The organism is Streptomyces sp. NRRL F-5727 (genome assembly GCF_000719555.1).
Classification (GTDB): domain Bacteria; phylum Actinomycetota; class Actinomycetes; order Streptomycetales; family Streptomycetaceae; genus Streptomyces.
On the sequence record NZ_JOGX01000018.1, the window covers coordinates 67,440 to 87,147 of the forward strand.

At 75.5% G+C, this 19,708-nt stretch carries 20 protein-coding genes; 10 read left to right on the forward strand and 10 right to left on the reverse strand.

The genetic code is table 11. From position 1 onward, the window contains the following. Nucleotides 1–34 precede the first annotated feature (34 nt). Nucleotides 35–460 carry a hypothetical protein gene (locus tag IF73_RS0115415; protein ID WP_051716805.1) on the reverse strand — a complete coding sequence of 142 codons (426 nt, stop codon included), beginning with the start codon at nucleotides 458–460 and terminating at the stop codon, nucleotides 35–37. Between the two features lie 2 nt (nucleotides 461–462). Continuing rightward, nucleotides 463–1,047: an SRPBCC family protein gene (locus tag IF73_RS0115420; RefSeq protein WP_063833427.1), complete on the reverse strand. Its 585-nt coding sequence runs from the start codon at nucleotides 1,045–1,047 to the stop codon at nucleotides 463–465. 194 nt (nucleotides 1,048–1,241) lie between these two features. Between IF73_RS0115420 and IF73_RS0115425 the strand changes: the two genes are divergently transcribed. From IF73_RS0115425 to IF73_RS0115455, 7 genes are all read left to right on the forward strand, one after another. Then, a complete protein-coding gene (locus tag IF73_RS0115425; protein ID WP_051716808.1) occupies nucleotides 1,242–1,964 on the forward strand; it encodes a HemK2/MTQ2 family protein methyltransferase in 723 nt (240 codons plus the stop codon). Nucleotides 1,965–1,989: 25 nt separating this feature from the next. Beyond that, nucleotides 1,990–2,682 (forward strand): HAD family hydrolase, encoded by a 693-nt coding sequence (locus IF73_RS0115430; protein WP_051716810.1) that lies wholly within the window; start codon nucleotides 1,990–1,992, stop codon nucleotides 2,680–2,682. A 120-nt stretch (nucleotides 2,683–2,802) separates the two neighbouring features. Next, nucleotides 2,803–3,090, forward strand: coding sequence for a CDGSH iron-sulfur domain-containing protein (locus IF73_RS37645; RefSeq protein ID WP_037879269.1), 288 nt, complete (start codon nucleotides 2,803–2,805; stop codon nucleotides 3,088–3,090). Nucleotides 3,091–3,135: 45 nt separating this feature from the next. Continuing rightward, on the forward strand, nucleotides 3,136–4,158 hold the full coding sequence (locus IF73_RS38645) for an iron-containing redox enzyme family protein (protein ID WP_031007968.1): 1,023 nt from the start codon (nucleotides 3,136–3,138) through the stop codon (nucleotides 4,156–4,158). 5 nt (nucleotides 4,159–4,163) lie between these two features. Continuing rightward, nucleotides 4,164–4,817: a nucleotidyltransferase family protein gene (locus IF73_RS37650; RefSeq protein ID WP_420706557.1), complete on the forward strand. Its 654-nt coding sequence runs from the start codon at nucleotides 4,164–4,166 to the stop codon at nucleotides 4,815–4,817. Further along, a complete protein-coding gene (locus tag IF73_RS0115450) occupies nucleotides 4,810–5,100 on the forward strand; it encodes a BON domain-containing protein (protein ID WP_031007972.1) in 291 nt (96 codons plus the stop codon). The genes IF73_RS37650 and IF73_RS0115450 overlap by 8 nt, the downstream gene beginning before the upstream one ends. Then, nucleotides 5,097–5,939 (forward strand): metallophosphoesterase family protein, encoded by an 843-nt coding sequence (locus IF73_RS0115455; protein WP_051716813.1) that lies wholly within the window; start codon nucleotides 5,097–5,099, stop codon nucleotides 5,937–5,939. Before IF73_RS0115450 ends, IF73_RS0115455 begins: the two co-directional genes overlap by 4 nt. Before the next feature lie 16 nt (nucleotides 5,940–5,955). On the opposite strand, the gene IF73_RS0115460 is transcribed toward IF73_RS0115455, so the two are convergent. The 3 genes from IF73_RS0115460 to IF73_RS40990 all read right to left on the reverse strand — a co-directional run bounded on the left by IF73_RS0115460 (nucleotide 5,956) and on the right by IF73_RS40990 (nucleotide 7,481). Further along, nucleotides 5,956–6,669, reverse strand: coding sequence for a DUF6766 family protein (locus IF73_RS0115460; RefSeq protein ID WP_031007975.1), 714 nt, complete (start codon nucleotides 6,667–6,669; stop codon nucleotides 5,956–5,958). Nucleotides 6,670–6,754: 85 nt separating this feature from the next. Next, nucleotides 6,755–7,177, reverse strand: a complete 423-nt coding sequence (locus tag IF73_RS0115470) for a hypothetical protein (RefSeq protein ID WP_031007976.1) — start codon at nucleotides 7,175–7,177, stop codon at nucleotides 6,755–6,757. Between the two features lie 112 nt (nucleotides 7,178–7,289). Then, nucleotides 7,290–7,481: a hypothetical protein gene (locus IF73_RS40990; RefSeq protein ID WP_158822010.1), complete on the reverse strand. Its 192-nt coding sequence runs from the start codon at nucleotides 7,479–7,481 to the stop codon at nucleotides 7,290–7,292. Between the two features lie 135 nt (nucleotides 7,482–7,616). Here IF73_RS40990 and IF73_RS0115480 point away from each other — a divergent pair, with 135 nt between their 5' ends. Continuing rightward, entirely contained in the window at nucleotides 7,617–8,297 is a 681-nt protein-coding gene (locus tag IF73_RS0115480) for a DNA alkylation repair protein (RefSeq protein ID WP_031007977.1), read from the forward strand. A gap of 59 nt (nucleotides 8,298–8,356) precedes the next feature. Here IF73_RS0115480 and IF73_RS0115485 read toward each other — a convergent pair whose 3' ends face one another. Next, complete coding sequence (locus IF73_RS0115485) at nucleotides 8,357–11,746, reverse strand: S8 family peptidase (RefSeq protein WP_031007979.1); 3,390 nt, start codon at nucleotides 11,744–11,746, stop codon at nucleotides 8,357–8,359. Between the two features lie 470 nt (nucleotides 11,747–12,216). Here IF73_RS0115485 and IF73_RS0115490 point away from each other — a divergent pair, with 470 nt between their 5' ends. Further along, complete coding sequence (locus IF73_RS0115490; protein ID WP_031007980.1) at nucleotides 12,217–14,457, forward strand: glycoside hydrolase family 9 protein; 2,241 nt, start codon at nucleotides 12,217–12,219, stop codon at nucleotides 14,455–14,457. An 80-nt stretch (nucleotides 14,458–14,537) separates the two neighbouring features. After that, a complete protein-coding gene (locus IF73_RS0115495) occupies nucleotides 14,538–15,566 on the forward strand; it encodes a hypothetical protein (RefSeq protein ID WP_031007982.1) in 1,029 nt (342 codons plus the stop codon). Between the two features lie 372 nt (nucleotides 15,567–15,938). Here IF73_RS0115495 and IF73_RS0115500 read toward each other — a convergent pair whose 3' ends face one another. From IF73_RS0115500 to IF73_RS0115515, 4 genes are all read right to left on the reverse strand, one after another. Beyond that, nucleotides 15,939–16,454: an NUDIX domain-containing protein gene (locus IF73_RS0115500; RefSeq protein WP_031007985.1), complete on the reverse strand. Its 516-nt coding sequence runs from the start codon at nucleotides 16,452–16,454 to the stop codon at nucleotides 15,939–15,941. A gap of 116 nt (nucleotides 16,455–16,570) precedes the next feature. After that, entirely contained in the window at nucleotides 16,571–16,939 is a 369-nt protein-coding gene (locus tag IF73_RS0115505; RefSeq protein WP_031007988.1) for a BlaI/MecI/CopY family transcriptional regulator, read from the reverse strand. A gap of 102 nt (nucleotides 16,940–17,041) precedes the next feature. Continuing rightward, nucleotides 17,042–17,917 carry an acetylxylan esterase gene (locus tag IF73_RS0115510; protein ID WP_031007990.1) on the reverse strand — a complete coding sequence of 292 codons (876 nt, stop codon included), beginning with the start codon at nucleotides 17,915–17,917 and terminating at the stop codon, nucleotides 17,042–17,044. Between the two features lie 142 nt (nucleotides 17,918–18,059). After that, the gene (locus IF73_RS0115515; RefSeq protein WP_037879272.1) at nucleotides 18,060–19,565 is read right to left on the reverse strand and encodes a cytosine permease; all 1,506 of its coding nucleotides are present in this window, start codon (nucleotides 19,563–19,565) and stop codon (nucleotides 18,060–18,062) included. Nucleotides 19,566–19,708: the final 143 nt, after the last annotated feature.

Genomic DNA, 19,708 nt, shown 5'->3' on the forward strand with positions numbered 1-19,708 from the left:
GCGTGCGGGGCGCCCCGCACGCACCGGCCGCCGCTCAGGCGGGTGCCGTGGGCGCGCCGCTCAGGTGGACCAGGCGCAGGTCGTGGTCCTCACGGGCCAGCTCGCGCCCCGTCCCGTCGATCAGCCGGCCGGTCATCCGGTAGACGCCGCAGTGCGCCCGGCCGACCGGCATCCGCTGCGGCGGCAGCCACACCTCGTACGGGCCGCCGCCCCGGAAGTCGCCGAGCAGCGTCCGGGTGGTGGCCAGGACCCGGCCGTCCCGGGCGCGCTCCTCCTCGAAGGTCAGCCCGTCCACCTCGCCGCCCAGCCGGAAGGTCAGCCCCACGCTCACCACCGTGCCCTCCCCGAGGACCAGCGGCGCGGCGTCCACCGCGCCGCCCAGGGCCACCGCGAGGCGGCCCTGCTCCTCCGTGTGCAGCGACACGTCCAGGAGGAGGAGCGCGGAGCGCGGGCCGGACATGGCTACGCGGGCCCGGCGTACGGGGGACGGTCGTGCCGGGGCATCTCCTCGGACGGCGGCATGCCGTACGGGGGTACGTCGTCGGTCGGGGTCGCCGGATCGGACGGGGTGGTCCCGCCCGCGCTGTCACCGGGACGGAGCCGTCCCCGCCAGCCGCCGGTCGCCTGGTCGCGTTCCTCGATGAAGTGCTTGAACCGGTGCAGGTCGCCCTCGATCCGGCTCTCCACCACCCCCATCGCCTTCGCCGCCCGGTCGGCCATGCCGGCGGCCTCCACCTCCATGCTGAGATGCACGCGCGTGTGCGCGTCGTCCACCTTCTCGAAGGTGACGACCCCCTTCTGCTTCACGTCGCCGCCGACCGTCCGCCACGCGATGCGCTCGTCGGGCAGCTGGTCGACGATCTCCGTGTCGAACTCGCGGGTCGCGCCCGCGATCTTGGTCCGCCAGTGGCAGAGGCGGTCGTCGAGCTGCTGCACCTCCTCGACACCGTCCATGAAGCGGGGGAACTCCTCGAACTGCGTCCACTGGTCGTAGACCTCGCGCAGCGGGGCCTCCACCTCGATCGTGTCGTGCACCATCTCGGTCATCTCCCTGTGTCGTGTCGTGTCGGCGCAGTACCCGTCGGCGCGCGGCTACCCGCCTCCGAGGGCCGTAACCGCCGCCCGCCACGCGCGCGTGCCCGGCCGGGGAGCGGGTAGCCGCGTTCTCACCACGTCGTCAGGCCGTCACGCCGCCGCGACGACGACCGGACGAAGCCCCCGACGACGACCGGACGAAGCCCATGAGGATGATCAGAACGCCCGGCGTGTACGCGCCCCAGGGCGACACCGCCCTGCTCCTGGAGACCCTCGGCCGCGAACGCCTGGCGCGCGGCGACCGCACCCTCGACCTGTGCACCGGCACCGGCCTCCTCGCCATCGCTGCGGCCCGCCGGGGGGCCCGGGCGACCGCCGCCGACATCGCCCCCGCCGCCGTCACCGCCGCCCGCCGCAACGCCCGCCTGCGCCGCTGCCGGGTCCGCGTCCTGCGCGGCGACCTCGCCGCACCCGTCGCGGGGGAGCGGTTCGACCTGGTGACCGCCAACCCGCCCTACGTCCCGGCCCCCTCCCCGGACGCGCCCGCCTCGGGGCCCGCGCGCGCCTGGGACGCCGGCCACGACGGGCGGCTCGTCCTCGACCGGATCTGCCGCGCCGCGCCCGCCCTCCTCGCCCCGGACGGCGTCCTGCTGCTCGTCCAGTCCTCGCTCAGCGGCGTCTCCGCCACCCTCGACGCGCTGGACGCCGCGGGGCTGCGGCCCCGGGTCGTCGCGTGCCGGGATCAGCCGTTCGGGCCGGTCATGACGGCCCGGGCCGGCTGGTTCGAGGCGCGCGGCATCGTCCCGCCGGGTACCCGCACCGAGCAGCTCGTGGTGATCCGGGCCGTCCGCACGGCCGGCCCCCGCATGGCGCGCCCCGCCCCGGGCAGGCGCGCAGTGCCGGCGGCCGACGACGGCCCGGCCCGGTGACCCCCCTCCGCCCCCGGGAGACGCGATGACCCCGCACTCCGCACCCCAGGCCCGCGGCGTCGCCCTGTTCGACGTCGACGGCACCCTCGTCGACACCACCTACCTGCACACCCTGACCTGGTGGATGGCCCTGCGGCAGCACGGCCACACGGTGCCGATGGCCCGGATCCACCGGGCCGTGGGCATGGGCGCGGACCGGCTCCTCGACGCCGTGCTCGGCGCCGACCGCCGGCACGACGAGGACGGCGCCGTCGCCGACGCCCACGGCACCCTCTACGCCACCTGGTTCGACTCCCTCGCCCCGCTCGACGGCGCCGCGGAACTGCTCCGCGCCACCGCCGCCCGCGGCTGGCGGATCGTGCTCGCCAGCTCCGCCTCCGAGGACGAGGTGGCCGCCGTCCGCGCCCGCCTCGGCGCCGACGACGTCATCGACACGGCCACCTCCAGCGCCGACGTCACCGCCACCAAACCCGCCCCCGACCTGGTGCGGGCCGCCCTGGACAAGATGGGCGCCGAACCCGAGGACGCCGTCCTCGTCGGCGACACGGTCTGGGACGTCGAGGCCGCCGGACGCGCCGGCGTGCCCTGCATCGGACTCCTCACCGGCGGCACGACCCGCCGGGAGCTGGAGGACGCCGGCGCCGTCGTCGTCCACGACGACGCCCTCTCCCTCCTCCGCCACCTCGACGCCGGCCCGCTGGCCCGGCCCCCGCGCTGACCCGGCCGTCCCCGCCGTCCTGGCATGCCGGGGCGGAGAAGGGGCAGGCGCCAAGGGTCCGTCCCGGGGGACCGGAGCCGTACCGGCCCCGTCCCCCGGCCTCGACCCCGGAGGTTCGCCGTGGAAACCGTGCACGAGCAGTCCGCAGTCCCCGCCCCGGAGGACCGGGACCCCGTCCCCTCGCGGCCCCGCTCCCACGCCGTCCGGGTCACCCCCCTCGGGGAGGGCCCGCTGCTGATCGACGGGCCCGTGGAGATCGTGATGCCCGACGGGACCGTGCGCCGCAGCGAGCGGCCCGTCGTCGCGCTCTGCCGGTGCCGGCGCAGCCTGCGCGACCCGTTCTGCGACACCAGCCACCGCCGCCGGGCCCGGCCCCGGCGGGCCGACGGCCCCGCGTCGCCCTCCTGACGCCCCGCGACCCCGCCGCCCGCCCCCACCCGAGGAGACCGTGCCATGACGATCACCGCCCCGACCGCCGCCGGCGCCAGGGCACCCGCCCTGCCCCCGGCCCGAGGGGAGCTCTCCGCCGCCGTGATCGCCCGCCTCGGCGGCCGGTCCGGTGCGCTGCCCGGCCCCGCCGCCGTCCTGGCCGCCGACCCCTTCGGCGACGACGTCCAGCTGGCGCTCCACCTGGGCTACGAGCTCCACTACCGCGGCTTCGCGGACGTGCCCGACGCCGCAGAGTGGGACCTCGGGCTGCTGCGCCTGCGCGCCCTCCTGGAAGGCCGCTTCGAGTCGGCGCTGCGGGAGGCGTGCCCCGGCACCGTGACGCCCGCCGAGGTCTTCGACGGCCTGCTGACCGAACCGCCCGACGGCCGGGGCGCCTCCCGCCATCTGCTGCGCCACGGCACGTACGAGCTGCTGCGGGAGTACGCGGTGCTGCGCTCCGTGCACCAGCTGCGGGAGTCCGACCCGCACGCCTGGGTGCTGCCCCGGCTGCGGGGACGAGCCAAGGCGGGCATGGCGTCCATCCTGTACGACGAGTTCGGCTGCGGCCGGGAGGAGCGCGTGCACGCACGGCTGTACGCCGACCTGATGCGCGCCCTGGACCTCGTCCCGGACTACGGCCACTACCTGCCGTCCGTCGGGGCGCCCGCCCTCGCCGCCGGCAACGTGATGTCGCTGTTCGGGCTCCACCGGGCCCACCGGGGCGCCCTCATCGGTCACTTCGCCGTCCTGGAGATCACCTCCCCGCCCGCCGCGTCCTGGCTCGCCGCCGCCCTGCGGCGGTGCGGGGCCGGCGAGGACGCGGCCCGCTTCTACGACGAGCACGTGGAGGCCGACGCCGTCCACGAGCAGCTGGTCCGGCGCGAGGTCGTCGGCGGCCTGCTCGACGAGGAACCCGGCCTCGCCGCCGACGTCGCCTTCGGCGCGCGGGCCACCGTCTTCGTGGAGGACGCCCTCGGCCGGGCCGTCACGGACGCCTGGCGGTCCGGCGCCAGCGCCCTGCGGGCCCCCATCGAGGAGGAGACATGAACCTCATGGCACACGCCACCCGCACCGGAGACGACTCCGGGGGCGGCGGCCGGGTCGCGGACGCGCTGCCGCCCGACCACACCCAGGCCATCCTGGAGGTCACCAAGGAGGTCGGCGCCGTCCTCAAGGGCTCCGGCTGCCCCTTCGCCCTCGTCGGCAGCGTCGCCGCCTACGCGTACGGCATCCCGGTCCGGCTCCAGCACGACGCCGACTTCGCGCTGCGCGCGGAGGACTCCGAGACCGTCGTCAAGCTGCTGCGCCAGCGCGGCATCCGGATCGTCGACCCGCCGGAGGACTGGCTGGTCAAGGCCCGCAGCGGCGGCGAGCAGATCGACCTGATCTTCTCCCTCGCCGGCCGGGCCGTCACCAGGGAACTCCTCGACCGGGCCTGGACCCTCCCCGTCGACTCCGTCCACCTGCCGGTGATCGACCCCACCGACCTGATGATCTGCCGTCTCGCGGCGCTCTCCGAACACCACTGCGACTACGGGGCGCTGCTGCCGGTCGCCCGCGGACTGCGCGAACGCGTCGACTGGGACCGGGTCCGCGAGGAGACCCGCGAGCACCCCATGGCGGTGGCCTTCCTCTACCTCCTCGGCCTCCTCGGCGTCCTGCCGCGGACCGAACCCACGCGAGAGGAGGCGGACCGCCGTGACTGACCGACCGGAGCACCGCGCGCCCGCCCCGCCGCCGGAACCGGTCGTCGACGAGTACCGCCTCGCCCTGCTGCAACAGCGGCTCGCCACGGACGGCCAGGCCGAGCTCGGCGTCCGGGTGGAGTGGCGCGGCGGCGCCGTCCTGCTCACCGGGACCGTGACCGACCCCGTCCGGCGGGAGGAGATCCTGGACCTCGCCCGCGACACGCTCGGCGGCGTCCCCGTCCGGGCGGAGCTCGCCGTCGCCGGCCACGCCGCCCCGGACCACGGGGAGGAACTGCCATGACCCTCCTCGAACCGGACCCGACCGACCGGCCCTCCGCCGTCCGCGTGGCCGCCGTGGGCGACATCCACCTCGGCGAGGACTGCGCGGGCCTGCTCCGCCCCGCCTTCGACGCCCTCCCCGACTGCGCCGACCTGCTGCTGCTCGCCGGCGACCTGACCCGGCACGGCTACGTGGCCGAGGCCGAGGTGGTGGCCGGCGAGGTCGCCTCCCTCGGCATCCCCGTCGTCGCCGTCCTCGGCAACCACGACCACCACGCGGACCAGGCGGACGGGGTCACCCGGGCGCTCCGCGACGTCGGCGTCCACGTCCTGGAGGGCGACAGCACCGTCCTGCCCGTGGCCGGCCACAAGGTCGGCGTCGCCGGCGTGAAGGGCTTCTGCGGCGGGTTCGTCGGGCGCAGCGCGGGCGAGTTCGGCGAGCCCGAGATGAAGGCGTTCGTCCGGACGACCCGGCGCAGCGCCGAACGGCTGGCCCGCGCCCTCGCCGAACTGAACGAGCACGGCTGCGCCGTCCGCATCGCGCTCACGCACTTCTCGCCGGTCCCCGACACCCTCGCCGGCGAGCCGCCCGAGATCTACCCCTTCCTCGGCAGCTACCTGCTCGCCGAGGCCATCGACGCGCAGGGCGCCGACCTCGCCGTCCACGGCCACGCCCACCTCGGCACCGAGCACGGCATGACGGCCGGCGGAATCCGCGTCCGGAACGTCGCGCAGCCCGTGATCGACCACGCCTTCGCCCTCTACCGCCTCCCCCTCGACGGCCGTGGGCAGGACGCGTCCACGACGTCCGCGGCCCGGGCCGCCGCCAGGCCCCTCCCGGCCCGGTACGACAACCGCTGACGGGTCCGGCCCGGAGTCAGCCCTCGACGCCGGTCGACGTGTGCGCGGAGCCGACCGGCTTGGACTCCGGGGAACCGCGCTGGCGCAGGTAGACGGAGAGCACGGCCATCGCCGCGACGGCGAGGAGCTCCGACTGCCAGTTCTGCAGCGAGCGGCTCCAGAAGTCGGCCGAGACGAGGTACGCGCCCCAGTCGATCGGGGCCTGGAGCTGCCGCAGCCGTACGGCGTTGTACGCGGCGACGCCGGCCACCGACTGGGCGAACCAGGACAGCAGGAAGAACCCGCCCATGACCAGGCCCAGGGAGCGCGCGTACAGGTGCTGCCGCCAGTCGCCCGTCCCCGCCCAGCGCGGCGAGTCGGACCGCGCGTGCGGGCCCATCCGCTGGTCCCGCTCGCTCTCCGTGCCCACCCGGTCGGGGGGCTTCGACTCCGGGGAGCCGCGCTGGAGGAGGTACACGGTCCCGTACACGTACAGGAAGAACTGGAGGAACTCGGACTGCCAGTTCTCGGTGACGTCCACGGCGAAGTCCGAGGAGGCCAGATACGCGCCGAAGCCGATCTGCTGGAGCCCCGCCACGGCCAGCTGCTCGTTGAACTCGGCGCGCCCGGCGACCGCCTGGGCGGCGAGGACGACGAAGAAGGCCGCGCCGAAGACGAGGGTGAGGCTGTTGGACCGCCAGAAGCCGAGGGACGCGGCGCGGTCCCCGCCGCCCTCGCTCCCGGGCGTCACCGGTGCATCGCCCCGATCAGCGTGAAGTAGGCGAGACCGCCCAGGACCGTCACGACACAGCCGAGGAACACGACCCTCATGCCCGTCAGCCTCCCTTCACCGCGCAGCGGTACGGTTCGTCCTCCGTGGCCTGTTCCTCGCACCCGGCGGCCGTCACCAGCCAGCCCGCGTCGAACTGGGACAGGAACAGCGTGTCGGCCGTCATCCGCAGCAGCGCCTCGCGTCCGTAGACGTCGACGCCGCGCGCGAGCCCGGCCGGCGGCAGCCCCGCCTCGCGCAGCCCGAGCGCACACGGCGTCCGCCCGTCCTCCTCGACCTGCTCGCGGGTCTCGGGGGCGAGCAGGGCGCACCCGGCCCGGTAGTCCCCGGCCGCCAGCGCGGCGGCGAACCGCCGCCCGGCCTCGGTGGCGCCGTCCTCGCGCGCCGCGGACGCCCCGCAGCCGCCCAGCAGCAGCACGGCCAGCAGCACGCCGGACGCGCGCGGCCCCGTCCTCGTCGTCCACCTCATGCGGCCACCCTCATGGCCTCACCCTGCCCGCGCCGGACGTGCGGTCCCGAGACGCGGGGCCGCACGCCGCACCGGCTTCACCCGATCGCGCACCGCGCGGGGCGCGACCGGTTCAGTGGGCCGCCGCGCCGAACTCCGCGTGCTGGGCACGGAGCGCGAAATCGTTCTCGTCGGGCGGCGGCCGGCCCAGGACGTGGCGCCGCGCCAGCGATCTGGCCTCGCGCATCAGGGTCCTGAACTCCTCGTCCGTGAGCCCGGGCCGCGTCACCTCGGCGGCCGCCCCGCTCCGCAGACGTCCTCGCATCGTCCTCGCCGCCTTCGGTCGTGGTGGTCGTTTCTGCACCGCGTCTACCCGGTGCGCCGCCCGTCAGCCGTCCCCGGGGCCCCGGACCGCGGGCCGTAGGCTGGCGTCCGTACGCACGAACGACGGGAGGTCCGGATGACCGGGACGGCGACCGGGGAGACCCGGGACGAGGTGCTGGCCGAGCTGGCGGCGCTGGAGGACCCGCGGGTGCGCGCGGTGAACGAACGGCACGGCGACGACCACGGGGTGAACCTCTCCCGGCTGCGCGCGGTCGCGAAGCGGCTCGGAACCCGGCACGAGCTGGCCCGGGAGCTCTGGGCGACCGGCGACACCGCCGCCCGGCTCCTCGCCGTGCTGATCTGCCGCCCCCGGTCCTTCGACCGCGCCGCACTCGACGCCATGCTCCGCGAGGCCCGCGCCCCCAAGGTGCACGACTGGCTCGTCGGCTACGTGGTCAAGAAGAGCCCGCACGCCGAGGAGCTGCGCCGCGCCTGGCTCACGGACCCGGACCCCGTCGTCGCGAGCGCCGGCTGGGCCCTCACCACCGACCGGGTCGCGAAGCGCCCCGACGGCCTCGATCTCGACGGCCTCCTCGACACCGTCGAGGCGGAGATGAAGGACGCCCCCGACCGGCTCCAGTGGGCGATGAACCACTGCCTCGCCCAGATCGGCATCGAACACCCCGCCCACCGCGCCCGGGCCCTCGCCGTCGGCGAACGCCTGGAGGTGCTGAAGGACTACCCCACCTCCCCGGGCTGCACCTCCCCGTACGCCCCGGTCTGGATCGCCGAGATGGTCCGGCGGCGCGAAGCCTAGCCGCACGCCGGACCCGAACCGGCGTCACCACCACCGGTGGTGACGCCGGGTCAGGTGTGCTACTTGCCGAACCAGGCGTTGTGGATCGACACCGTCGACCCGTTGCCCTGCCGGTCGGTGATCTCGGCGGCGAGCGAGATCCCGGCGTCCTTCGCCGGGTTCCGCACGGCGATCCGGCCGTCGACGACCCGCACCGCCTTCCAGCTCGTCCCCCCGTCGTAACTGACCTTCACGGTGAGGGACGAGAGGTTCTTCCCGGCCGCCGCGCCCTGCACGGTCACCGGGACCCTCGCCCAGGCCCCCGCCGGAGCCCGCGAGGAGAGGTCGACCGGGGCCGCGAAGCGGACCGTGGACACCGGCAGCGCCGTGGTGGCCGCGACCTCCTTCGACCGGAACGTGAACGAGGTGTCGACCCGGGTGGACGCCCCGGCGACCGACGCCGCCCGCCGCGCCGACGTGACCAGCCGGTACTCGGCCTCGGCGCCGTCGACCGCGAACGGTTCCGCGCCGCTCAGCGGATCGTCGTTCGCCGCGACCCGGACCCCGTCGCGGTAGAGCGTCGTCGTGGCGGAGGAGTACGGCGTCGAGCCCACGTGGCCCCGGCCGTCGGCCAGCAGCGGGACGGCCCCGACCAGGTGCTGTTCGCCCGTCGCCGGATCGGGAGCCGTGCGGAAGACGCCCATGCCCTCGCCGAGGAGCGGGCCGAACACGCCGGTGTTGAACCGCTCCCGGTACGTCCGCCCGGCCTCGTACCGCCGCGGCGCGGTCATCCCGTGGGCGCCCTCGAAGGCCGGGTAGCCCCACTCGTCGGGCGCGCCCAGCTGGTTGAAGCGGGTCAGCCACCGGACGCCGTCGGCGGTCGAGACGTGGAAGGTGCGGGTGCCCGGGGCCGGCTGCGGCGCGGAGAAGCCGTTGCCCTCCGGCGCTCCGGGCAGGTGCGCGTACGGGGAGGCGAGCGCGGACTTGCCGGGCGCCGAGGCCCCGAGGCCGACCTTCAGCGTGGCGAACTCGTCCGCCTCGGCGTGCCGGGTGTAGCCGGTGGCGAGGGTGTCGGTCTTCCCGCCGTAGGCCACCGCGTACTGGCTGTCCGGGCCCTTGAGGAAGTGCGCGTCCCAGGTCTGCAGCAGTGTGCCGTCGGTGACGGCGGGGCCCCGGTGGGCGGTGCGGAAGCCGGTGAGGCCGCGCAGGACCCAGCCGCTGCCGACCCGGCCGATCCCGGTGTTCCGCTCGTAGTACGCGCCCGCGTAGTCCGCCCGGTCGATGCCCGGCACGGTCAGCTCCACCGGCTCGGTCGTGCGCGCGTCGACCGTGACCGCGGTGTCGCCGGAGACCTCCAGCTTCGGCTGGGCGATCCAGTCGGTGCCCTTGGCGTAGTCCGAGGGGTCCTCGTAGACGGCGGTGTCGAAGGTGTACGTCCCCTTGGGCACGCGCAGCGTGTGGCTGCCCGGCTCGCTGTCGATCCGGGCCTGGAAACCGGCGGCCGGACCGTCGGTCCCGGTCAGGGTGTTGGCGAAGTCCCGGGCGTCGGCGCCGTCGCGGCCGAGCGTGCGGACGGTGAGGTCGTACGACTCCGCCTCCCGCACGGCCACCGCGGCCGTACGGACAAACTGCCCCGCCCCGGTGGCGGTGACGTACCCCGAGTAGGTGCCGTCGGCCTCGCCGAGACGGGTGTCGGCGACGAGGTCGACCGACGCCGTCCCGCCCGCCGGCACGGTCACCCGGGGCGCGCCGAGGGCGAAGAAGCCGTCGGGGGCGGCCTTGCCCGCCGGGTCGAGGCCGGACACCGACAGGTCGAGGGTGACGTCGGCCGTCCCGAGGTTGCGGTAGACGACCTGCCGGGTCACCGGCCGGTCGTCGGCGTGCGGCCACCGGGCCGTGCCGAAGTTCAGCGACACCGGCTCGGAGACGACGGTCCCGGTGAGCGCCCGGTCGACCTGGATCCGGCCCGTGCCCTGCTGGAAGGCGGTGAGGCCGGCGCCGCCCCGCGCGGACCCGGCCAGCGCGGCCTTGAGCTCGGCGCCCGTCCAGTCGGGGTGCCGCTGCTTCAGCAGTGCGGCCGCGCCCGCCACGTGCGGGGTCGCCATCGAGGTGCCGTCGAGCTGGAGGTAGCCGGGCGCGGGGTGCGGCGTGCCGGGCCGGACGTCGAGCGCGCTGCCGGCCGCCGCGGCCGCTGTGACGGCGACACCGGGGGCCGTCACGTCCGGCTTCACGGCCCCGTCGCCGACGCGCGGACCCGTGCCGGAGAAGGGGGCGAGCCGGTCCTCGTGGTCGACGGCGCCGACGGTCAGCGCCGCGTCCGCGGTGCCGGGCGAGCCCACCGACGACGGTCCGGACTCGCCGTCGTTGCCGGCCGCGACGGCGAACAGGATGCCCTTCTCGGCGGAGAGCCGGTCGATCGCCGCCTCCAGCGGGTCGACCCCCGGGCTGTCGGGGCCGCCCAGGCTGAGGTTGACGACGTCCGCGCCCTCGGCGGCCGCCCACTCCATGCCCGCGAGGACGGCGGAGTCGTCGCCGTACCCCTCGTCGTCCAGCACCTTGCCGCTGATCACCTCGGCGCCCGGGGCCACACCCCGGTACCGGCCGGCCGACCGGGCGCCGGTGCCGGCGGCGATCGAGGCGACATGGGTGCCGTGCCCGACCCGGTCCACCGCGTCGGGGGAGGCGGAGAAGTTCTTCTCGCCGACGACCCGGGACCCGAGGTCCTCGTGGGTCCGGTCGACGCCGGTGTCGAGGACGGCGATCCGCACGCCGGTGCCGTCGTAGCCGGACTCCCAGGCCCGGTCGGCGCCGATCTGCCGGACGCCGCGGTCGAGGCGCGCGCCCCGCACCCCGTCCAGCCACACGGTGCCGATGCCGGCGGCGGCGGCCCGCGCGCCGTCCGCCCGCCGGTCGGTCAGCGCCTCCCACACCCGGGCCAGGTCGTCCGGGGAGGCGCGCAGGGCGTCGGCGCCGAGAGTCGGGAAGGTGCGCCGCAGCTCGGTGTCCCCGGCGGCGCGGACCTGCGCCCGGGCGGCGCTCGCCCCGCCCTCGTACCGGACGATCAGCTTGAGCCCGGAGCCGTGGCTCGCCCGCAGCCGGGGGTCGGTGAGCACGGAGAGGTCGAAGAGCCGCTGGTCGAGCCGGCCGTCGGCGATCAGGCGCCGGGCGTCGGCGGGCACCACCAGGGTGCGGTCGCCGGTGCGCCGTATCTCGACGGGTACGCGTTCGCGGCCCGGCGCGGCCTCGAACCGCACCATCCGGCCCTCGGCGTCCACCACCACGCGGTCGCCGGTGACGAGCGGGAGGCGCTGGTCGCCGCCGATCCGAGCGGGCGCGGCGGTGCGGTCGGGGCCGGAGGTGCGGGTGGTGTCGTACGGGGTGGTGGTGATCGCCGTGGCAGGGCCGGTCATGCCCGCCGCGAGGGCCACCGACGTGGCCACCGCGATCGTGAAGGCGCGTGCTTTTCGCACGGGTGCGCGCAAGTCTCCCCCAGGAGCTTCGGAGTGGAGCGGAGTGGTCGAATTCCGGCCGGTGGCGCGAGCGGCGCCCGGCGGCCGGTCAGCGCAGTATGTGAGGTCAGCGAGGTGTGATCAACGGCGGTGGGAGCGCGGCGGGTTGGAGCGTATGTGTTCCGGCCACGCGGGAGGGCGCGCGTGCGATGGGGTGACGACGGGGGTGTGACGAGCGTGTGACACCCCTGCGATGGCTGTGCGACCGCGGTGCCCGGCGGCACCCCCGAACCCCAGGTGCCGCCCGCTTTCCGGGCGTCGGCGCCGCCCTGATCGGAGCGCCGGTCTCCGATTGGCCGTATCCGGGCCGCGGCAGGCTGGTCCCGTCCTGGCCGTTGACGTTGCCGCGTTCCGGCCGCCAGGATGTCCACCGCCCCCGCTTGGGAGCGCTCCCATGAACTGCTCCGTCACCCCCATCGAGGAGCCCGGACGTGAACCGACGCAGAACCGCCCTGCTGTCCCTGACGGCCCTGCTGGCGGCGGGCCTGACCACCCTGCCCGCCGCGCCGGCGGGGGCCGACGAGACCGAACGGATCAGGAACGGCGGCTTCGACGCGGGCGCCGACTCCTGGTGGACCAGCGGCGTCACCGCCGGGACGGACGGCGGCGCGCTCTGCGCCGACGTGCCCGGCGGCACCGTGAACCGCTGGGACGCGGGGGTCGGCCAGAACGACCTGACGCTCACCAAGGGGGAGTCGTACCGCGTCTCCTTCCACGCGACCGGCACCCCCGCCGGCCACTCCGTCCGCGCGGTCGTCGGCCTCCAGGTCGCCCCCTACGACGCCTACTACGAGGTCGTCCCGCAGCTCAGCGTCTCCGGCGACACCTACACGTACACCTTCGCCTCCCCGGTGGACACCACCCAGGGGCAGGTCGCCTTCCAGCTCGGCGGCTCCGCCGAACCCTGGCGGTTCTGTCTCGACGACGTCTCCCTGCTCGGAGGGGTGCCGCCGGAGGTGTACGAACCCGACACCGGCCCCCGCGTCCGCGTCAACCAGGTCGCCTACCTGCCCCGCGGACCCAAGAACGCCACCCTGGTCACCGAGGCGACCGAGCGGCTCCCCTGGCAGCTGAAGGACGCGCGCGGCAGGGTCGTCGCCCGCGGCAGGACCGTCCCGCGCGGCCTGGACCCCTCCTCCGGCCAGCGCGTCCACTCCATCGACTTCGGACAACACCGCAAGCCCGGACGGGGGTTCACGCTCGTCGCCGACGGCGAGACCAGCCACCCCTTCGACATCGGCGCCGACGCCTACGACCGACTCCGCCTGGACGCCGCGAAGTTCTACTACACCCAGCGCAGCGGCACCCCCGTCCGCGACGACCTGAGGCCCGGCTACGGCCGCGCCGCGGGCCACGTCGGCACCGCACCCAACCAGGGCGACGGCGACGTGCCCTGCCAGCCCGGTGTCTGCGACTACACCCTCGACGTCACCGGCGGCTGGTACGACGCCGGCGACCACGGCAAGTACGTCGTCAACGGCGGCATCTCCGTCTGGCAGCTGCTCTCCACCTACGAGCGCTCCCTGCACGCCCGCACCGGCCGCCCCGAGGCCCTCGGCGACGGCACCCTCGCCCTCCCCGAGAGCGGCAACGGCGTCCCCGACGTCCTCGACGAGGCCCGCTGGGAACTGGAGTTCCTGCTGAAGATGCAGGTCCCGGACGGCGAACCGCTCGCCGGCATGGCCCACCACAAGGTCCACGACGAGCAGTGGACCGGCCTGCCGCTGATGCCCGCCGACGACCCCCAGAAGCGGGAGCTGCACCCGCCGACCACCGCCGCCACCCTCAACCTCGCCGCGACCGCCGCCCAGGCCGCCCGCCTCTACGAGGAGCACGACCCCCGGTTCGCCGCCACCGCCCTCGCCGCCGCCCGCAAGGCGTGGGCCGCCGCCCTCGCCCACCCCGACGTCCTCGCCTCCGAGAGCGACGGCATCGGCGGCGGCGCCTACCCCGACCGGACCGTCACCGACGAGTTCTACTGGGCCGCCGCCGAGCTGTATCTCACCACCGGCGAGAAGCGGTTCCAGGACCACGTCCTCGCCTCCCCGGTCCACACCGCCGACGTCTTCGGACCCGTCGCCTTCGACTGGGCCGGCACCGCCGTCCCCGCCCGCCTCGACCTCGCCACCGTCCCCAGCCGCCTGCCCGGCCGCGACCGGGTCCGCCGCTCCGTCCGGGCCGGAGCCGACCACTACCTCGCCACCCTCGAGGCGCACCCCTACGGCATGCCGTACGCCCCCGAGGGCCAGAGGTACGACTGGGGCTCCACCCACCAGATCCTCAACAACGCCGTCGTCCTCGCCACCGCCTACGACCTCACCGGCAGCGCGAAGTACCGCGACGGCGCCGTCCAGAGCATGGACTACGTCCTCGGCCGCAACGCCCTGAACCTCTCCTACGTCACCGGCTACGGCGAGGTCAGCGCCCAGAACCAGCACAGTCGCTGGTACGCCCACCAGCTCGACCCGAACCTCCCGCGCCCGCCCGCCGGTTCCCTCGCCGGCGGCCCCAACTCCAGCATCCAGGACCCCGTCGCCCAGGCGAAACTCAAGGGCTGCGTGGGCCAGTTCTGCTACGTCGACGACATCCAGTCCTGGTCCACCAACGAGCTGACCGTCAACTGGAACGCGGCCCTGACCTGGATGGCCTCCTTCACGGCCGACCAGGGCTGACGGCGGCGGCCCGCGCCACCCGGGAGCGGTGAGTATCCGTACTCATGAGGAGTTCACCGCTCCCCCCTAGGGTGACGGGCATGTCCCCGAAGGATGAGAGGGCCGAGCAGGCCCGGCGGAACGAGCGGACCACCGTCTTCGGCTGGCTGGGCGTGGGCCTGCTGGTCCTCGCCGGTGCGGCGGTCGCGTTCCTGGGTGTGTGGACCGTGGAGGCCGTGGCGCCGGTGGAGCGTCACCACGCCGTCATCATGCGGGTGGACGACGACCCGGGCGACCTGTCGGACGGGCACGAACGGTTCGACTACAGGCTGGAGGCCATGACCACGGACGGCCGGGTCGTCGCCCTGGCCGGCGGCCAGGAGCGGGTGGACCACCTCTCCTACGGCGAGCCGGTGATCGTGACGCTCTCCCGCGCCACCGGCCGGCCCCTCTCCGTACGGCACGGGGACGGCGAGGTGGAGCTCCACCACCACCCGTGGGCCGTCCTCGCCGTGGTCCTCGCCGGCCTGTTCGCCGCCGTCGTGGCCTGGCGGGCACGCCCGCTCCTGCGGGCCGCGTCGGCGGTGCTGCCCTTCGCGCCGCGGCTCGTCACCGCGACGCTCGCCGCCGCCGCCCTGGTCCTGGCCGGCCACGCCCTGCTCGACCGCGAGACCCACGGGGACAGCCGGAACGTCGCCGACGGCATGGGCATCTACCGCGACGAGAAGGTCTTCCCGAAGCGGGTGGTCCCCACCGGCCGGGAGGCGAGGCTCGACGACCTCTTCGTCACCGCCCGGGGACCCGCCGCGGACGTCGTCCCGGCCACCGGCGACGCCACCCGGCTCCGGATCGTCGCCGTCCCCTTCGCCGGACGCAACCCGACCGCCGCCGACATCCCCTGGGTGCCGGTGAAGCTGATCGGGGAGGGACCGGGCGAGGCCCAGCTGCTCCGCGCCTCCCGGTGCGGCGGCGAACCCGGCGCGTCCGACGGCTCGTTCGCCCGCGGGGAGACCACGGGCCGCCTGTGCTTCGCCGTCGCGCAGCGCTTCGAACCCCGCTATCTCATCCTGACCCGCGGCGGCACCACCCTGGCGCTCGACGTCCGGGCGGGCGGCGACGCGGCGCGCTAGTCCGCCGAAGGCCGCCGGTGCGTCCGCCGTGGACCGACCCGCTGTACGCCGCCCTGCCCCGGGACCAGTCGCTGGCCGCCGAACCGGCCCTGGACATCACGCGGTTGGCGGGACTTCCGCTGCGGCCGGCCCCGCGCGGCGAGAACCCGCCCTTCCACGACCTGGTGACCTCCGCCGTCCGCGCCCCCGCCGGCCCGCCCTTCGCCGGCCTGCGCGAGACGCCGACCGCCATCGGCACCGACCGGGAGCCGTCCTGGGACGGTCTTCCACGACGTACGCGGCCCCCCGGCGCCGCCCGGGTCGCCGTGCGCCCGCGCCGCCCTCCTCGCCGTCCCCGCGATCCGCACCCTCCGGCGCGCCCCGTGGGAACGGTCAGGGGGTGTCCGACGGCGACTCGTCCCAGTCCCAGGTGCCGACGTACGCGGCCGTCCCGGTCCTGCGGGCCTCCGCGAAGGCGGTGAGCCGGGCGAAGTCCCGCGGGGGCATCAGGGCCCGCCAGTCCGGGAGCGGCAGGACGCGGACCTCGTCGTGCTCCGCCGGGTCGAGGACGAGTTCCGCGATCTGCCGGTCGGTGAGCCGCCCGCCGTCGAAGACGTACCCGGCGCTCGCCAGCGGCCACGCCGCCCCCGGCAGCCCGAACACGGCCGCGAGCAGCCGCGGCGGTCCGGACACCACGAGCCCGGTCTCCTCCTCGGTCTCCCGTACGGCGGTCTGCCACGGGCGCTCGCCCGCCTCGGCCGTCCCGCCGGGCAGCTGCCAGGGGTGTTCGGCGCTGTAGACGGCGTGGAGCTGCACGGGCCGCTCGTCCATGTCGGTGAAGTACACGGCGCCGAACAGGGTCGCCTTCGGCAGCGTCGCGACGAACTCGTCCACGGGCAGGGGGTGCATGTCGGCCTCCGGGAGACGGGGAGCGAGTGGTTCGCCCGGTCCAACGAGCCACCCCGCCCGGCGTGCACAGGTGTTTCGGACGCGCCGCGTCACCACCCCGGCGGGCGGGGCCGCGTTCACCCCCGGGCGGGCCGCCCGGCCTCGCGGAGCGCCGTGCACAGCGCGTCGCGTTCGTCGGCGTCGAGGATCTCCACGAACCGGGCGAGGGCGGCCGGCCGGTCCTCGCTGGCGCCGAGGCCGTCCGCCATGAGGGCGGCGGCGTACGCCTCGCGGGTGGCGGCGGCACGGTAGAGCCAGACGCGCCCCTCGCGGGTGCGGGTGAGATGACCCTTGTGGAAGAGGATGCCGGTCACCGTGGTGACGGTGGTGTAGGCGATGTCGCGGTGACGGTTGATGTCGTCGACGATCTCGCGCACGGTGGCGGGGCGCCGCCACCGCCAGAAGCGGTCCATGATCTCCGCTTCCAGCTCCCCGAGCCGACGCATCCGAGCCTGTCCTCCCGCCGATCCCGGTGCCGCACGCGGCCCGGAGTCCCGATGCCGCGACCGGCCTCATGGTAGTCGGGCCGGTCGCGGCGGACGGGCGGTTCAGACGCCGCCGGGGCCCGGGATCGTCAGCGCCCGCGCGTTGCGCTCCCACCCGGACCACAGGCCGTCGTCCGCGCAGTATCCGCAGCCCGGGCCGAAGAAGAATGCGCGCGCGTTCTCGTCGCCCATCAGCCAGAACCGCAGCCACGCGGTCGTCGGGGCCCGGAAGTCCCCGCCGTCGCCGATCGACGACAGGTGACCGGCGCCGCGCACCTCCCCGTACACCGCCGGCAGGTGGTCCGAGTCGCGGTACAGCGCCTTCACCAGCGCCGGCCGGACCGTCAGGTCGTCCTGCCCGGCCAGGTAGAAGAGGGGGACGTCCGTGAGGTCCGGGTCGGTCAGCGGCCCCGGCTGGATCGGCACGGCCGTGTCCACCCGCGCGTCGACCGCCGCGTTCACCGCCGCCGCCCCGCCCTGCGAGTGCCCCGCCGAGCCGATGTGCTCCAGGTCGACCGCGCCGGAGTACACGCTGCCCGGGTCGGCGTTCCGCCGCTCCAGCACGTCGATCCCGGCCCGCATGCTCAGCGCGAAGTCGGAGGTGGGCGTGTTGGCGGCGGCGACGATGAAGCCGTGGCTCGCCCAGTGCCGCAGCAGCGACCCGTAGATCCCGGGCACGGCCCCCGTGCCGTTCCCCCAGATCACCACCGGGTGCCGTTCGCCCGACCGCCCCGGGTCCTTCGGGCGGTAGAAGGTGTGCACGACCTCGACGTCCACCTCCACCTCGTACGGCCCCGGCCGGTCCCAGGCGGTGCCCACCGACGGCGGGCCGGCCGACGCCGGTGCGGTCTCCGCCGTGGCGGCGGGCGTGGTGCCGAGCACCGGCAGTACGGCGAGCAGCAGACCGCCCCACAGGCGGCGCCTCCTTCTCCCTGGCATGGGGACTCCTCCGTGGTTCCGTACGGTCGCGCGTCCTCGCGACCGTGGCCAGGGACATCGTGGAGCGCCCCGCCCCGGGTGCCTGTGGGCGCGGGCCCAGTCCTGCGCCGCCCGGGCTGTGCGACCGCCCATACGGGCCCGGTCAGTCGCCCGCCCGCGCGGGCCGCCCCCGCAGCGTCAGCAGCGCGTACAGCCCGCCGGCGACGACCAGACCGACGAGCCAGCCGAAGTCGTCCAGCGGCGACAGGAACGGCAGCAGCGGACCGTCCGCCCCGGCGCCGGCGCCCTCCGAGGAACCGCCCACCGCCAGCACCCCGCCCGCCAGGAACGCGACCACGGCCCGCCAGTTCCAGCCGCCCGTGTACCAGTACGGCCCCCCGGCCCGGTAGAGATCGGCCGGCCGCAGCCGTGTCCGGCGCACGATCCAGTACTCCACGACGAGGATCCCGGACACGGTGCCGAAGAAGCCCTCGGCCAGGCTCGCCCAGGACAGCACCTCGTACGCGCTGCTGCTCCGCGCCCACCACGCGACCGCCGTGCCCGCGAGGGCCGCGAGGACCGCCGCGCCCCGGAACCCGAGCACGGACGGGGCGGTGCTCGACAGGTCGTACCCCGCCGACACCAGGTTCAGGCCGAGGTTGCCGCACAGGGTCGCGACGATCAGCATCGTCGCGGCGACGAGGCTGCCGCCCGGCATGCCGGACAGCGCGTGCAGGGTGAGCGAACCGGAGTAGCCGTCCCTGCCGTACCCGGACATCGACATCAGCGCCATCGTGTAGAGCAGGATCCCCGTCATCAGGACGGGGAGCAGCAGCCCCACCCCCAGGCGCGACCCGGAGCCCTCCGCGCGCCGGCCGGAGGAGCCCAGGTGCACCAGGTCGGGCACGGTCAGCCCGACCGCGGCGAACAGCGCCGTCGCGGAGGCCAGAGCCGGGGCGGCCGCCAGCCAGAAGTCCGCGCCCCAGCCGATCGGCCGCGCCGGCTCCGGCAGCACCGGCCCCTCGCCGTGCGCGGACGCCCAGAGGAGGGCCACGATCAGCCCCACGATCAGCACCGGCGCGGCGAGGTCCGCGAACCTGCGCAGCCCGTTCGGACCCTTCGTGATGATCCACAACTGGAGGGCCAGGAAGACCAGATAGGCGGGGCTGAAGAAGCCGCCGCTGTCGGAGTCGCCCAGGCCCCCGGTCAGCAGCTGGATGCCCTGGACGCCGAGGTCGGCCTGGAAACCGAAGAAGACGCAGGCCGAGACGAACCGCAGCAGCGCCGGCAGCGCGGCCCCCCGCACCCCGAACGCGCTGCGCGCGAAGACCGCGAACGGCACCCCGTACCGGTCCCCGGCATGCTCCACCAGGAACGACGGCAGCAGGACGACGACCTGGGCGATCCCGCAGATCAGCAGCGTCTGCGGCCAGGTGAACCGGTCCTGCCCCGGCATCCCGGAGAGCATCAGATAGGCCAGGCTCCAGGACACGCAGACCCAGATGGCCGCGAAGTCCCACCAGCGCCAGCGGAACTCTCCGGTGTCGGTGGGCAGCAGATCCGGGTTGGCGTACCGCCGGTCGGGTGCCCCCTCCGCGTACGGGTGCGGAGCCCCGCTCACCATGACGCCCGCCCCGCGCCGCCCCGCGCCGGCCCGCGAACCCGCCACGCCCCCATGCGTACCCCCCGTACTCCCGGGAACCAGACTCGTCCTGAGGTCGGCATCGTCCCATGAACTCCCCTGTCCAAGAGGGAAGTTGGCGACGATCGCGACGGGAACCGGGCACGCCCGGAGGAGCCCCGGGAACTCGG